This window comes from Massilia paldalensis, assembly GCF_044901715.1.
GTDB classification, from domain to species: Bacteria; Pseudomonadota; Gammaproteobacteria; order Burkholderiales; family Burkholderiaceae_D; genus Telluria; species Telluria paldalensis.
The window spans coordinates 51,716-65,988 of the sequence record NZ_JBJCIU010000001.1; the positions used below are offsets into that span (position 1 = coordinate 51,716).

At 66.0% G+C, this 14,273-nt stretch carries 15 protein-coding genes; 11 read left to right on the forward strand and 4 right to left on the reverse strand.

Going from position 1 to position 14,273, the window contains the following annotated elements; genetic code table 11:
* Nucleotides 1-16 precede the first annotated feature (16 nt).
* Together ACI1V7_RS00235 and ACI1V7_RS00240 are read right to left on the reverse strand one after the other, a co-directional pair.
* Nucleotides 17-778 carry a helix-turn-helix domain-containing protein gene (locus tag ACI1V7_RS00235; protein ID WP_404529790.1) on the reverse strand — a complete coding sequence of 254 codons (762 nt, stop codon included), beginning with the start codon at nucleotides 776-778 and terminating at the stop codon, nucleotides 17-19.
* Between the two features lie 27 nt (nucleotides 779-805).
* The gene (locus tag ACI1V7_RS00240) at nucleotides 806-1,552 is read right to left on the reverse strand and encodes an SDR family oxidoreductase (protein WP_404529791.1); all 747 of its coding nucleotides are present in this window, start codon (nucleotides 1,550-1,552) and stop codon (nucleotides 806-808) included.
* A 99-nt stretch (nucleotides 1,553-1,651) separates the two neighbouring features.
* Between ACI1V7_RS00240 and ACI1V7_RS00245 the strand changes: the two genes are divergently transcribed.
* The 7 genes from ACI1V7_RS00245 (at nucleotide 1,652) to ACI1V7_RS00275 (ending at nucleotide 8,179) form a co-directional block, all read left to right on the forward strand.
* Nucleotides 1,652-2,608, forward strand: coding sequence for an AraC family transcriptional regulator (locus tag ACI1V7_RS00245; RefSeq protein ID WP_404529792.1), 957 nt, complete (start codon nucleotides 1,652-1,654; stop codon nucleotides 2,606-2,608).
* A gap of 131 nt (nucleotides 2,609-2,739) precedes the next feature.
* Nucleotides 2,740-3,198, forward strand: coding sequence for an FKBP-type peptidyl-prolyl cis-trans isomerase (locus ACI1V7_RS00250; protein ID WP_404529793.1), 459 nt, complete (start codon nucleotides 2,740-2,742; stop codon nucleotides 3,196-3,198).
* Nucleotides 3,199-3,205: 7 nt separating this feature from the next.
* The gene (gene ispH, locus ACI1V7_RS00255; protein WP_290414862.1) at nucleotides 3,206-4,150 is read left to right on the forward strand and encodes a 4-hydroxy-3-methylbut-2-enyl diphosphate reductase; all 945 of its coding nucleotides are present in this window, start codon (nucleotides 3,206-3,208) and stop codon (nucleotides 4,148-4,150) included.
* A 380-nt stretch (nucleotides 4,151-4,530) separates the two neighbouring features.
* On the forward strand, nucleotides 4,531-5,460 hold the full coding sequence (locus ACI1V7_RS00260) for a branched-chain amino acid ABC transporter permease (protein WP_404529794.1): 930 nt from the start codon (nucleotides 4,531-4,533) through the stop codon (nucleotides 5,458-5,460).
* Nucleotides 5,461-5,472: 12 nt separating this feature from the next.
* On the forward strand, nucleotides 5,473-6,693 hold the full coding sequence (locus tag ACI1V7_RS00265) for an ABC transporter permease subunit (RefSeq protein ID WP_404529795.1): 1,221 nt from the start codon (nucleotides 5,473-5,475) through the stop codon (nucleotides 6,691-6,693).
* On the forward strand, nucleotides 6,690-7,457 hold the full coding sequence (locus tag ACI1V7_RS00270) for an ABC transporter ATP-binding protein (protein ID WP_404529796.1): 768 nt from the start codon (nucleotides 6,690-6,692) through the stop codon (nucleotides 7,455-7,457). Before ACI1V7_RS00265 ends, ACI1V7_RS00270 begins: the two co-directional genes overlap by 4 nt.
* Entirely contained in the window at nucleotides 7,457-8,179 is a 723-nt protein-coding gene (locus tag ACI1V7_RS00275) for an ABC transporter ATP-binding protein (protein WP_404529797.1), read from the forward strand. The genes ACI1V7_RS00270 and ACI1V7_RS00275 overlap by 1 nt, the downstream gene beginning before the upstream one ends.
* A 111-nt stretch (nucleotides 8,180-8,290) precedes the next feature.
* On the opposite strand, the gene ACI1V7_RS00280 is transcribed toward ACI1V7_RS00275, so the two are convergent.
* A complete protein-coding gene (locus tag ACI1V7_RS00280) occupies nucleotides 8,291-8,857 on the reverse strand; it encodes a phasin family protein (protein ID WP_404529798.1) in 567 nt (188 codons plus the stop codon).
* Nucleotides 8,858-8,919: 62 nt separating this feature from the next.
* Here ACI1V7_RS00280 and ACI1V7_RS00285 point away from each other — a divergent pair, with 62 nt between their 5' ends.
* Genes ACI1V7_RS00285 through ACI1V7_RS00295 form a run of 3 tightly spaced genes read left to right on the forward strand, consistent with a single transcriptional unit; the run spans nucleotide 8,920 to nucleotide 10,895 of the window.
* Nucleotides 8,920-9,156 carry a hypothetical protein gene (locus tag ACI1V7_RS00285; protein WP_404529799.1) on the forward strand — a complete coding sequence of 79 codons (237 nt, stop codon included), beginning with the start codon at nucleotides 8,920-8,922 and terminating at the stop codon, nucleotides 9,154-9,156.
* 48 nt (nucleotides 9,157-9,204) lie between these two features.
* Nucleotides 9,205-10,143: a DMT family transporter gene (locus ACI1V7_RS00290; protein WP_404529800.1), complete on the forward strand. Its 939-nt coding sequence runs from the start codon at nucleotides 9,205-9,207 to the stop codon at nucleotides 10,141-10,143.
* A 44-nt stretch (nucleotides 10,144-10,187) separates the two neighbouring features.
* Nucleotides 10,188-10,895 (forward strand): nitroreductase, encoded by a 708-nt coding sequence (locus tag ACI1V7_RS00295; RefSeq protein ID WP_404529801.1) that lies wholly within the window; start codon nucleotides 10,188-10,190, stop codon nucleotides 10,893-10,895.
* Between the two features lie 33 nt (nucleotides 10,896-10,928).
* Here the strand turns inward: ACI1V7_RS00295 and ACI1V7_RS00300 are convergent, their stop codons facing one another.
* The gene (locus tag ACI1V7_RS00300; RefSeq protein WP_404529802.1) at nucleotides 10,929-12,629 is read right to left on the reverse strand and encodes a GMC oxidoreductase; all 1,701 of its coding nucleotides are present in this window, start codon (nucleotides 12,627-12,629) and stop codon (nucleotides 10,929-10,931) included.
* A 511-nt stretch (nucleotides 12,630-13,140) separates the two neighbouring features.
* On the opposite strand from ACI1V7_RS00300, the gene pbpG reads away from it, so the two are divergent.
* Complete coding sequence (gene pbpG, locus ACI1V7_RS00305; RefSeq protein ID WP_404529803.1) at nucleotides 13,141-14,238, forward strand: D-alanyl-D-alanine endopeptidase; 1,098 nt, start codon at nucleotides 13,141-13,143, stop codon at nucleotides 14,236-14,238.
* The last annotated feature ends 35 nt before the right edge of the window (nucleotides 14,239-14,273 follow it).

The following is a 14,273-nucleotide window of genomic DNA, read 5'->3' on the forward strand; positions in this document are numbered from 1 at the left end:
GCGACGGGTTGGTTGATCAGGACTTGTTTTCTGCGCGGCGCCGCTGCGCGAACGCCGCCGGTGTCGTCCCGCTGTAGCGCTTGAATTCCCGGCTCAGGTGCGGCTGGTCCGCATAACCGTATTCCTGCGCCAGGCCGGCCAGGTCGGCATCCGGATCGATCCACAGGCGGTTGCGCACCTGTTCGAAGCGCACCAGGCTCGACACGTCCTTCACCGTGCGCCCGGAGGCGCGCTTGAACCTGCGTTCCAGCGTGCGCACCGTCGCATGGGCCGCCGCCGCGACCCGGCCGACGGGCAGCGTGCCGCCGGCATCGCGCATGGCGCCGCCCGCGCGCGCCAGCAGGCGATCGACGCCGACCCGTTGCGCCAGCAGGTGCCGGGCGAGCGCGTCGACGGCATCGTCTGCCCGGCCCGCGCGCAGGCTGGCGGCCACGAGCGGCTGCAGGGCGGCGATCGGGTGATGCCCCAGGTCGACGGGACCCCGGCCGGCGGGCAGGCCGAGCAGTTCGTACACGGTCCAGGGAAAGCAGCGGATGCCGAGGATGTCGAGCGGGCCGTCCGTGCGCAAGGCAACGGGGCCGTCGAGCAGCGCCATGACGAAGGGGGATGGCAGGAGGCGGCCATCCTCCATGCGGCAGGGACCGCCCGCAAGGAACACGATCTCGGCATAGCCGTCGGGCAGCACGTCGACGCGTGCCGGGCCGTCGCGCCGCTCGTGCCAGAAGCAGCGCACGGATTCCCGCAAGGCCGCGGGCGGCGCGAATTCACGGTGGGACATGCGGCAACGATAGCATGCCGCGCTCGCTCAGGCCCCGTTTGCCAGCGCCACCGCATCCGCGCCCGCCGGGATGCGCATCGGCGCCGCCGGGTCGGTGACGGCGCGCCAGACGGCTTCGGCCACGTCCTGCGATGCCGTCGTCGGCGTCGACATGTCCTGCAGACCGGCGAACACGCCCTGGGCGAACTCCGCATACGGCTCGGGGAAGGCGCTACCCATGCGAGAACGGGCGTTCTCGCCGAAGCGGGTGGTGGGCGCGCGGCCCGGCAGCACGAGGCGGGTACGGATGCCGAACGGTTCCAGCTCCAGCGCCAGCGATTCCGTGAACGCGTTCACGGCCGCCTTGCTGCCCGTATAGACCGACAGCAACGGCAGTGGCTTGAACGTGACGCTCGAGGTGACGTTGACGATGGTGCCGGCGCGGCGGGCGCGGAACTGCGGCAGCACGGCCTGCGTCATCGCGATGGTGCCGATGGTGTTCGTCTCGAACACCTCGCGCGCCGTGGCGACCGGCGTGCCTTCGAGCGCCGCCAGCACGCCGATGCCGGCATTGTTGACCAGTGCGTCGATGGGGCCGGCCGCGTCGAGGGCGGCCTGGATGCTGGCGGCATCCGTGACGTCGAGCGCGACGATCTGCAGGTGCGCGGAACGGGGCAGGGCGTCCGGGTCGGGCGTGCGCATCGTGGCGACGACGCGCCAGCCGCGTTCGAGGAACAGCTTGGCGGTATCGAGGCCGAAGCCGGACGAGCAGCCGGTGATCATGACGGTGTGCATGGCATTTCCTTGTGTTGGTGATGTGGAACCGACACGATAGCGCTGCGCTCCTGGACTTGCTACACTTGGAAGTCCTCTATTCTGTCGCGAGCGTCCGCCATGACCGAGCCCTTCGTTCCCCCTGCCGCCGACCCGTTGGCCGAAGTCGTCTCCCTGCTGCAGCCCCGTGCCGCCACCACCAAAGTGGTTTCTTGTGCGGCCCCCTGGCTGGTGCGACGCACGGAATCCGGCCAGCCCTTCTATTGCGCCGTGCTGGACGGCAGTTGCGATCTCGCCATCGACGGCCAGGACACGATCACCCTGCGCTCGGGCGACTTCGTGCTGATCCCGGCCGCGCACGGCTTCGCGACGGCCAATGTCGGCAATCCGCGGGTGGCCGACCGCGACGCCACCTCTTCGCCCGTGACGATGGTGCCGGGCGGCGTGCACGTGGGCGACGCGGACGGGCCCCTCGCCGCGCGCATGCTGATCGGTCATTGCACCTTCGAATCGCCCGATGCGGCGCTGCTGGTGTCCCTGATGCCGCGCTGGCTGCTGGTGCGCGGCGAGCCGCGCCTGGCCACGCTGGTGCAACTGATCAACGACGAGTCGCGGGCCGGCAGGCCGGCGCGCGAGGTGGTGCTGGCGCGCCTGCTGGAGGTGGTGCTGATCGAGGCGCTGCGCCTGTCCGCCTGCCAGGATACGTGCCGGGCCTCGTCGCCGGGCCTGGCGCGCGGCCTGGCCGATCCGCGCCTGGCCGCCGCGTTGCGCTGCCTGCACGCCGATCCGGCGCGTGCCTGGACCGTCGAGCAGCTGGCGCAGGCGGCGGCGATGTCGCGCTCGGCCTTTTTCGAGCGCTTCAGCAGGACGGTCGGCGCGACGCCCATGGATTACCTGCTGCTGTGGCGCATGGCGCTGGCCCAGCGCCTGCTGCGCGAGGACGGCCTGTCCGTCGCCCGGGTGGCGGAGCGGGTCGGCTACAGCTCGGCCAGCACCTTCGGCGCCGCCTTCCTGCGCCACGTGGGCGTGTCGCCGGCGCGTTTCGCACGGGGCGGGCAGGAACGGGAAGCGGCTTGAGGAAGGTACATTACCGAACGGCTGCCGAAAAAACGTGCAAGGGCGTGTGGCTGGAATGCCCCCGAACGCGGCGGGAAAGGCTGCTTCTGGCTTACAATAGCGGTTTGCACGCCAAACCGCCTACCTTCACCATGTCCGACACCTCCAACGTTCCCGTCGTCACCGAATCGGCCTACCTGACCCTGCACTACCGCCTGGCCACCCTCGACGGCACCGACATCGTCACCACCTTCGGCAGCACGCCGGCCACGCTGATGCTGGGCCAGGGCCAGCTGGCGCCGTTCCTGGAGCAGCGCCTGCTGGGCATGCCGGAAGGCACGCACCAGACCTTCGAGCTGGGCCCGGAAGAGGGCTTCGGCCCGCGCAACCCCGAGCTGGTCCAGCTGGTGTCGAAGAAGACGCTGGACGAGAATTCCGTGCCGGACGCCGATTACCAGGTCGGCGACCTGGTCGATTTCGCCGCGCCGGGCGGCGGCCGCTTTGCCGGCGTGCTGCGCGAACTGCGCGAGGATGCCGCCCTGTTCGACTTCAACCACCCGCTGGCCGGCCAGCCGCTGCGGTTCGAAGTGCAATTGATTTCCGTACTCTAAAGACCACATGGAAAACGAGATCCTGTTAGCCCAGCCGCGCGGCTTCTGCGCCGGCGTCGACCGCGCCATCGAGATCGTCGAGCGCGCCCTGCAGCAGTTCGGCGCGCCGATCTACGTGCGCCACGAGATCGTCCACAACGCCTATGTCGTGAACGATCTGCGCGCCAAGGGCGCCATCTTCATCGAAGACCTCGACGACGTCCCGCCCGGCAACACCCTGGTGTTCTCGGCCCACGGCGTGTCGAAGGCAGTGCGCGACGAAGCCGAATCGCGCGGCCTGAAGGTGTACGACGCCACCTGCCCGCTGGTGACCAAGGTCCACGTGGAAGTGGGCAAGATGCGCAAGCAGGGCGCCGAGATCATCATGATCGGCCACGCGGGCCACCCCGAAGTCGAGGGCACGATGGGCCAGGCGGAAGAGGGCATGCACCTGGTCGAGACGGTCGAGGACGTGGAAAACCTGCAGGTCGCCAATCCGGCGCTGCTGGCCTACGTGTCGCAGACGACGCTGTCGGTCGACGACACGGCGGAGATCATCGCCGCGCTCAAGAAGCGCTTCCCCGAGATCATCGAGCCCAAGAAGGGCGATATCTGCTACGCCACCACCAACCGCCAGCAGGCCGTCAAGTTCATGGCGCCGCAGGTCGAGGTGGTGATCGTCGTCGGCAGCCCCAACAGCTCGAACTCGAACCGCCTGCGCGAAGTGGCGGACAAGATGGGCACGCCGGCCTACATGGTCGACAACGCCACCGCCATCGATCCGGCCTGGATCGCGGGCAAGCGCCGCATCGGCGTGACGGCCGGCGCCTCCGCACCGGAAGTGCTGGTGCAGGCCGTCATCGACCGCCTGAAGGAACTGGGCGCGGCCAATGTGCGCGCGCTCGAGGGCGTGGAAGAGAACGTCACCTTCCCGCTGCCGAAGGGGCTGGACGGCGGGAAGGCCGCGGCTTGACGCTTTCGTCGTTCTCGGCATTGCCGAGAACGACTCCCCGCGCAGGCGGGGACCCAATTTCAGCGTGCGTTGCGGCTGCGCGAGCAAATTGGGTCCCCGCCTGCGCGGGGACGACGTAGTTGTGGTGCATCTTCGCCTTTCTATGGGGCGAGCGCTTCGGCCCTGCCACACTCCGGTGCACTCGTTGTTTAGCGAATTTCCTGATTAGAATAATATTCGCCCCGCCCCCCCCATTTTCCGATATTCGTTTTCCAAAAACATCGTTATGATGATGGCGTTTGGAATGATGTTGCTTGCATAACAGCGGCATCAGGACCAGCCCACAGAGCGGCACTCGCATCCCGGGTGCCGTTTTTGTTACGAAAGGAAGAAACGACGGCATGGAAACCTTTGTCCAACAGATCCTCAATGGACTGGTGCTGGGCAGCATGTATGCGCTGATCGCGCTCGGCTACACGATGGTGTATGGCGTGCTGAACCTGATTAACTTCGCCCATGGCGACGTCCTCATGATCGGCGCCATGGTCGGCCTGTCGATCCTCAAGGTGCTCGATGGCGTGTTCCCCGGCCTGCCCGGCGGCGTGCAGCTGGCCGTCGCCATCGTGGGCGCGATCCCCGTCACGATGCTCGTCAACGTGCTGATCGAACGGATCGCCTACCGCCGCCTGCGCAATGCGCCGCGCCTGGCGCCCCTGATCACGGCGATCGGCGTGTCGATCCTGCTGCAGACCTTCGCGATGATGATCTGGGGCCGCAGCCCGCTGCCGTTCCCGCAACTGCTGTCGTCGGACCCCGTCATGGTCGGCGGCGCCGTCATCTCGCAGACCCAGGTGCTGCTGCTGGTGCTGGCCGCCGCCGCCATGCTGGGGCTGGTGTTCCTGGTCGAGAAGACGAAGATGGGCCGCGCCATGCGCGCCGTCGCCGAGAACCCGCGCGTGGCGGGCCTGATGGGCGTGGACTCGAACCGCGTGATCGTCGCCACCTTCGCCATCGGCGCCGCGCTGGCGGCCGTCGCCGGCGTCATGTGGGGCGCCAACTACGCGTCGATCCAGTTCGCGATGGGCACGCTGCCGGGCATGAAGGCGTTCTGCGCTGCCGTGCTGGGCGGTATCGGCAATATCTATGGCGCCATGATCGGTGGCATCGTGCTGGGCATCATCGAAAGCCTGGGCGCCGGCTATATCGGCGACCTGACGGGCGGCTTCCTGGGCAGCCACTACCAGGACATCTTCGCCTTCATCGTGCTGATCCTCGTGCTGACCGTGCGCCCGTCGGGCATCATGGGCGAGCGCGTGGCGGACCGCGCGTAACAGGAGGACGCCATGGCACTCCTCACCTTCGACACGGTCCACAAGCCGCGCCAGGCCTACACCAGCATGGCCGTCGTGCTGGCGCTGATGCTGGTCTTCCCCTTCATCGCCGCCCAGTTCGGCAATTCCTGGGTGCGCATCGTCGACATCGCGCTGCTGTACATCATGCTGGCGCTGGGCCTGAACATCGTGGTCGGCTTCGCCGGCCTGCTCGACCTGGGCTACATCGCCTTCTTCGCCGTCGGCGCCTACCTGACGGGCTTGCTGGCCTCGCCGCAGTTCGCGGCGCTGCTGGAGTCCCTGATCAACTACCACCCGGAACTGCAGGACGCGATCGTCGCCACCTTCGGCGAAAGCGTGCGCACCGAGGGCATCCACCTGTCCGTGTGGGCGATCGTGCCGCTGGCGGGCCTCGTCGCGGCACTGTTCGGCGCGCTGCTGGGCGCCCCGACGCTGAAGCTGCGCGGCGACTACCTGGCCATCGTGACGCTGGGCTTCGGCGAGATCATTCGGATCTTCATGAACAACCTGAACGATCCGATCAATTTCACCAACGGCCCGCAAGGCATCAACCTGATCGACCCGATCCGCGTGTTCGGCCTGTCGCTGGCCGGCGAGCCGGGATCGCGCGCCACCGTGTTCATCGGCGGGTTCGGCATGCCGTCCGTGAACGCCTATTACTTCCTGTTCCTGCTGCTGTGCATCGCGACGATCTTCATGACCAGCCGCCTGCAGCACTCGCGCCTGGGCCGCGCCTGGGTCGCGATCCGCGAGGACGAGATCGCCGCCAAGGCGATGGGCATCAATACCCGCAACGTGAAACTGCTGGCATTCTCGATGGGCGCCTCGTTCGGCGGCGTGGCCGGCGCCATGTTCGCGTCCTTCCAGGGCTTCGTGTCGCCGGAATCGTTCTCGCTGACGGAATCGATTTCCGTGCTGGCGATGGTGGTGCTGGGCGGCATCGGCCACATCCCGGGCGTGGTGCTGGGCGGCATGCTGCTGGCGGCGCTGCCGGAAGTGCTGCGCCACGTCGTCGAGCCGGCCCAGCAGACGCTGTTCGGCAAGGTCGTGATCGAGGCCGAGGTGCTGCGCCAGCTGCTGTACGGCCTGGCCATGGTCCTGATCATGCTGTACCGTCCGGCCGGCCTGTGGCCGTCGCCGATCAAGGAAGACCGTCCGACCGCCGCCACGGCCATGGACGAGGAAGACGACAACGAGGGCAAGCGGGCATGAGCGACGTCCTTCTGAACATTGCCGGCGTCAACAAGCGCTTCGGCGGCCTGCAGGCGCTGACCGACGTCCGGATCCGCATCGAAAAAGGCCAGATCTATGGCCTCATCGGCCCCAATGGCGCCGGCAAGACCACGTTCTTCAACGTGATCACGGGCCTGTACCAGCCGGACACGGGCACCTTCGAACTGGACGGCAAGGCCTATTCGCCGTCGGCCCCGCATGCGGTCGCCAAGGCGGGCATCGCGCGGACCTTCCAGAACATCCGCCTGTTCGGCGAAATGACGGCGCTGGAAAACGTCATGGTCGGCCGCCACGTGCGCACGCGCCAGGGCGTGTTCGGCGCCATCTTCCGCCACCAGGCCGCGCGCGCGGAAGAAGCGGCGATCCGCGCACGGGCCCAGGAATTGCTGGACTTCGTCGGCATCGGCCAGTTCGCCAACCGCACGGCGCGCTTCCTGTCCTACGGCGACCAGCGCCGCCTGGAGATCGCGCGCGCGCTGGCCACCGATCCGCGCCTGCTGGCGCTGGACGAGCCGGCGGCCGGCATGAACGCGACCGAAAAACTGCTGCTGCGCGAGCTGCTGGTGAAGATCCAGCAGGCCGGCATCACGATCCTCCTGATCGAGCACGACGTGAAACTCATGATGGGCTTGTGCGACCGCATCTCGGTGCTGGAGTACGGCAAGCTGATCGCGGAAGGGCTGCCGGCCGAGATCCAGAAGAACCAGGCCGTCATCGACGCCTATCTCGGAGGAGCGCATTGATGAGCGAAAACATCCTGAACGTGGCCGGCCTGAAGGTGGCCTATGGCGGCATCAAGGCCGTCAAGGGCATCGACCTGCGCGTCGACCGCGGCGAACTCGTCACGCTGATCGGCGCCAACGGCGCCGGCAAGACGACGACGCTGAAGGCCATCACGGGCACGCTGCCGTCCAGCAAGGTCGAAGGCAGCATCACCTACCAGGGCCAGCCGCTCGCCAGCGCCAAGTCCTTCAAGCTGGTGCAGCAGAAGCTGGCGATGGTGCCGGAAGGCCGCGGCGTGTTCACGCGCATGACCATCCACGAGAATCTGCTGATGGGTGCCTACACGCGCGACGACAAGGCCGGCATCGAGGCCGACATCGAGAAGTGGTATGCCGTGTTCCCGCGCCTGAAGGAGCGCTCCGGCCAGCTGGCGGGCACGCTGTCCGGTGGCGAGCAGCAGATGCTGGCGATGGCGCGCGCGCTGATGTGCCATCCGACGCTGCTGCTGCTGGACGAGCCGTCGATGGGCCTGGCGCCGATCATGGTGGAAAAGATCTTCGAGGTGATCCGCGACGTCTCCGGCCAGGGCATCACGATCCTGCTCGTCGAGCAGAACGCCCGGCTGGCGCTGCAGGCGGCGCATCGCGCCTATGTGATGGAGTCGGGTGCGATCACGATGAGCGGCAATGCCCAGGACCTGCTGCACGACCCGCGCGTGCAGGCTGCGTATTTGGGGGAATGAGCTGGGCGAACAAGCTCTGTTTCAAAATCCTAACGGCAACAAAACAAACGGCCCGGACCGCGTGAGCGATCCGGGCCGTTTTGCATTCCCTGCCGGGGCAGGGTCCGGCGATCAGGCGGCGGCTGCGGTGTTGGCAGCGCGGTTGGCGGCCTGGGTGTACTGCGACATCACCGAGTTCAGGTTCGATTCCATCGCCTCGACGGCCTGCTTGGTGGTCTTGCTGAACTGCTCGTAGCCGGCGTTGGCGTTGGTGATGGCGGTCTTGAAGGCCGACACATAGGTTTCGGAACCGGCCGGGGCGTTCTTGGTCACTTCGTCGACCAGCGAAATCACCTTGCGGTTGACTTCGGCGATCTGGCTTTCCGCGGCTTTCGAGAATTCGGCGCCGGTGTCGGTGGCGATCGATGCCAGCTGGCGGCCGTAGGACAAGGCTTTCTCGGCGTTCGGCTGGGCTTGCGATGCGGACAGGGCGAAGAACTCCTGGGGATCCTTGGCGCCCAGCAGCTGGCGGGTGGTCGCCGACGAGTCTTCGATTGCGGCCTTGGCGGTAGCGATGTTCAGGTCGACCAGCTTTTCCACGCCTTCGAACGTCTTGGACGTCAGCGTCGACAGCATGGCAAACTGGGCTTCGAGGTTGGCTTTGGTCGCGTTCGAAAACTGTTCAGGGAATGCAAACATAAAGTTCTCCAGTAATGGATTTTATAGGGGCCGTGATGCAGGAAAGCCCTCGGACTTCGGACATGTTGCTCTGGACCGGTGCAGCAGTTGTTCATCCGGGCGCGGATTGTGCGCCGCAGCATGAATCATTTTTGCTGCTTTTCGATTATGCGTCAAGCTGTTTTGATGCGGCGCACAACACGACGGCGTTTCTTTGCGCAATATCAATTAAAACAAGCATTTTCGGGATTTTTGTTGGCGCCGATACAACACTGTCGAGCGTGCGGACCCGCCGTCCACGTAACGAGACAGCATGCTAGACTTGTCTTTCCCATATTCATTCGATGCGGCTGCAGCCGCCCGCGCCCATGTCCGACGCTTCCAGTCCCGCCGCTGCCGCGCCATCGGGTGCGCCAGCCGTCGCGCATGCCGGCACGGCGCCGCCCGGCTGGCTGGCGCCCGTGCCGCTGTTCTTCGTGTTCCTGTGGAGTACCGGCTTCATCGCCGCCAAGTACGGCTTGCCGTACGCGCCGCCGCTGAGCTTCGTGATCATCCGCTGCCTGGGCGCCGTGGCGATCCTGCTGCCGCTGGCGCTGCTGATGCGCGCGCCCTGGCCGCGCGCGACGGTCGGCTGGGTAGCGCTGTCCGGGCTGCTGCTGCAAGCCGGCTACCTGGGCGGCGTCTGGAGTGCGATCAAGATCGGCATGCCGGCCGGGCTGTCGGCGCTGATCGTCGGCATGCAGCCGATCCTGACCGCCTTCGCCGCGCCCCTGATCGGCGAGCGGGTGACGCCGCGCCAGTGGCTGGGCCTGCTGCTGGGCCTGGCCGGCGTCGGGCTCGTCGTGGCCGCCAGGATCAGCCTGTCCGGCCTGTCGCCGCTGGCGATCGGCCTGTGCGTGCTGGCCCTGCTGTCGATCACGTCCGGCACGATGATCCAGAAACGCTTTTGCCCCGGCTTCGACCTGCGCACCGGCACCGTGATCCAGTTCTCGGCCAGCGCGCTGGCGTTGCTGCCGCTGGCCGTCCTGCTGGAAGGGTTCACGCCCAGCCTCGCGCACGTCGCCTGGACGCCGCAATTCGTCGGCGCGCTGCTGTGGTCGATCCTGGCGCTGTCGATCGGCGCCATCTTCCTGTTGTTTACCCTCATCCGCCGCAACGACGCGACCCGGGTGACGAGCTTGCTGTACCTGACCCCGCCGACCACGGCCGTGATGGCGTGGCTGGTCTTCGGCGAAAGCTTGAGCCCGCTCGGCCTGGCCGGCATGGCCATCGCCGTGCTGGGCGTCGCCTGCGTCGTGAAGAAATGAAAGGACCTGCACCATGAAAGGAACCGCATCATGAAAGGAAATGCATGAGCGCCAGCACGACCGACACCGATACCCAGCGCGCCGTCGACGCCGCCATCACCTCGCGCCGCTCGATCCGCGCCTTCCTGCCCACGCCCGTGGCGCGCGCCGACATCGAAGCCATCCTGGAAGTGGCGGCGCGGGCGCCTTCCGGCACCAACACCCAGCCCTGGCGGGTGCACGTGCTGACGGGCGCGGCCAAGGAGCGCCTGAGCGCGGCGATCCTGGCCGCCTACGCGGATCCCGAGACCGCGCGCCAGCATACGGAGGAATACCACTACTATCCGCGCGAATGGGTGTCGCCCTTCATCGAGCGCCGCCGCAAGGTCGGCTGGGACCTGTATGCGCTGCTGGGCTTGAAGCGCGAGGACAAGGCCGGCATGGCGGCCCAGCACGGCCGCAACTACCGCTTCTTCGATGCGCCCGTCGGCCTGATCTTCACGATCGACCGCGTGATGCAGCAGGGCTCCTGGCTCGACTACGGCATGTTCCTGCAGAACATCATGATCGCGGCGCGGGGCAGGGGACTCGATACCTGCCCGCAAGCCGCGTTCACGCAATTCCACCGCATCATCGCCAGCGAGCTCGGGCTTCCACCCAACGAGATGGTGGTGTGCGGCATGGCGCTGGGCCATGCGGACCCGGACAAGATCGAGAACACGCTGGTGACGGAACGCGAACCGTTGACCTCGTTCGTCCGTTTTCTCGACTAGTCGACATGCCGGCAGCAGGTCCGGTCCCCGCGCTCAAGGGGAACGTCCGGCCGAGGCGCGCAAGTGCGCGGCCAGCCTGATCGCAAGCGCGACGATCGTCAGCGTCGGGTTGGCATGTCCCACGGTGGGGAAGACGGCCGCGCTGGCGATATAGAGATTGGGAAGCTCGAACAGGGCGCAGTTGCCGTCCACGACACCCTCCCTGGGGCTCGCGGCCATGCGGGCCGTGCCCATATGGTGGCCGCCGAGCGGTTTCGCGTTGTCCAGCAGGGCATCGAGGCGCGATTCATCGAATTCGAGCCGGCAGCTGGACGACCGCTGCAGGGCATCGCGCAGCACGATGAAGCCGCGGCGGGCTGCCTCGACGTCCTCGCGCCCGAAACGCCAGTCGACGTGGAGCCGGCGCATGCCGTGCCGGTCACGCGCTCGCAGCAAGGAGATCCGGCTCGATGCGAGCGGCGTCTGCTCGCAGTTGAATTCGAGCGGATAGCTGCCGTCGGCATTCGGCACGAGCGTATAAGGCAGCTTTCGCCGGGCGAACTTTCTGAGGAAGAGCCATTGCATGCCGAACCCCGCGACCTGCGGCAAGCCGGATGTGATATTCCTGAGATGAGCGCGCCGCGGCGACACGACGCCATCCATCACCCCTTGGTGCAGGATCCTGGCATGCTCGGCGGCCAGCGCGGCCTTGGCAATGTAGATCGTCGACATCACGGCACTGCCGTGCCGGGCGTCGGCATAGGGAGGAAAGTGCAGCCGGAACGCACTGTTCAGCAGACGATGCCGGTGTTGCGCCGCCTCCGAGAACTGCAGCTTGCGCCGGGCGTACACGCCATCGAGCGTCTTTTCGAATGCAAAGGGCGGCTTGCGGGGACCGGGGACGAGACGGGCGCCGATGCTCTCGACATGGCAAGCGTAATAGCGTCCCAGCTGGTCGTGCCGGTTGCCGAGGCCCGGACCGGACAGGTCGGAATCCAGCAACAAGCGTGTCACTTCGAGGCCGCCGCCGGCCAGGACGAACGTGTCGGCGTTGACGCACACCCTGCGGCCGGCGCGATCGACCAGGATCAATTGCGCGATGCGCCCGTTGCAGGCATCGCGCACCAACCGGATACAGCGCGCGAACAGCAGCACCGTGACATTGGCGGAGCGCGCCAGACGTGCGCGATAACGCTTTCCAAAATCCGTCGGCAGGCTGTAACGTTCGACACGATCGACAACCATCGTCGCATCCGATTCCAGTCCGTCAATCGTCGGCGACGCCGCACGGAGCGACCCGTCGACAGAAAAATCCGCCAGGCCCGCGTCACAGTACATCATGGCTTTTGGATAATATTTCGCCACCTCGTCGTAAGCGATCGGCCAGCCGCTTCCGGGAATATGCTGCCGGGGCGCGAAATCGATCGGGTCGAGTGGAACGCAACGGCCACCCCAGATCTTCGTCGTGCCGCCGAATCCGGTGCGGCGAAAGGTGGCCGTATCCGGATGGGGCAGCGTGGCTTCGCCGGCGTAATCGTCCTGGACCTGCGGGTCCTGGCCGAAGCCGCCGGCTTCGAGCAGCAGGACATCGATGCCAGTACCGTCGAGTTCGCAAGCAATCGTGATTCCTGCCGCACCGGCGCCGACGACGCACACGCTCGTCCTGACAAACTGCTGGCCAGATACAAATGCGGTAGAAAAAATAATCATACGTAAGCCTGTGTGAATGTCGGCCTTGTTGAAGTACCTGTGCATGATCGCCGCCTCATTGTGTCTGGGCAGGCAGGAAGCGTTATCTTCGGTGCGAAACGCTTCAACATTCTTGTGTTTGACTTTTCGATAACATAAAGGAGGAATATGGCAGGGTGATTGATAAAGGGCATTTACATCGCCAACCTGACAAGCTGATGCCGGATCCGGAGCACGTTCGAGGATGTGAGCGGATACGTTGCCGGTGACGCTTCGGCAAGGGCAGAGGCGGTTGGAAACAGCGCAAATTGGTGAAAATAAACTTTGGTGCATGAACGCGGCGGTTCTACCACCCACACTTTTCTCATGGCCGAGTACTTGACGTTATACTTGGACGACAAGGTGTTGACCTGCAAGCTGTTGAAACTTCAAGCTATTTCTACAACGCAGTAAATTTTGCGTGGTAGTAAAACGGTCGCGCAAGTGTTACATTCTGCGTGTTATGCCCGTCTTTCGCAGCACCGCACCGTGATGCGCTCGTCGCGGTGCTCATCCGTCGCGTTCAAGGATTTCGAAGATGCTCAAGCTCGCATTGGCTACCCTTATTTCCCTGTGTTTCATGCTCGAGCCCGCTGCCGCGGCGACCAAGGCGAAGGCCAAGGCCACGGCCACCAAACGGGTGAAGGCGAAGCCGGCCAAGCGTACGGAGATGGCGCGGATCATTGCTGCGGATAATCGCAAGCAGATGGCGCGCCGCATCGCCATGGTGCGCGGCAAGCGCAAGATCGCCTATGCCGCGCCCGTCGCCGCCATCCTGACCGCCGGCGACATGGCCGGGCTGAACCGTACCCGCGATCCGCTCGACCTGCGCTCCAGCGTCGCCTACGTCATCGACCAGAACAGCTCGGAAGTGCTGTTCGAAAAAAATTCCTCCGTAGCGCTGCCGATCGCCTCGATCACCAAGCTGATGACGGGCCTGATCGTCGTGCAGTCCGGCCAGAACCTGGACGAAGTCATCACCATCACCGAGGCCGACGTCGACAAGCTGAAATTCAGCAGCTCGCGCGTGCCCGTCGGGACGCGCATGACGCGTGGCAACCTGCTCCATATCGCCCTGATGAGCTCGGAGAACCGGGCGGCCGCGGCGCTGGGGCGTAACTATCCGGGCGGCATCGCAGCCTTCGTGGCGGCGATGAACGCGAAGGCGGCGGAACTGGGCATGAACGATACCCATTACGTGGATTCGAGCGGCCTGTCGAGCCAGAACGTGTCGAGCGCACGCGACCTGGCCAAGCTGGCGATGGTGGCGCACCAGGAGCCGCTGCTGCGCCAGTACTCGACCGACCCGAGCTATGTCGTCGAAGGCAGCGGCCGGGCCATGAACTTCCACACCACCAATTACCTGGTGGGCTTGCCGGACTGGAATATCGGCTTGCAGAAGACGGGTTTCATCAATGAAGCGGGGCGCTGCCTCGTGATGCAGGCCATGATCCAGGGCCGCAACGTGATCATGGTGTTCCTCGATTCGAAGGGCAAGCAGTCGCGGACGGCGGACGCGGGACGGATGCGCAAGTGGCTGGAAGCGCTGAAGCCGGCGACCATCCCGGCGGCGGCGGCGGCGGGCGTGCCCGTCACCGTGTCGGCGGCGGCGACGGCGCCGTCGATCGTTCAATAAGGACGCGGGCGGGAGCGGAGGCGCGGGCGGAACAC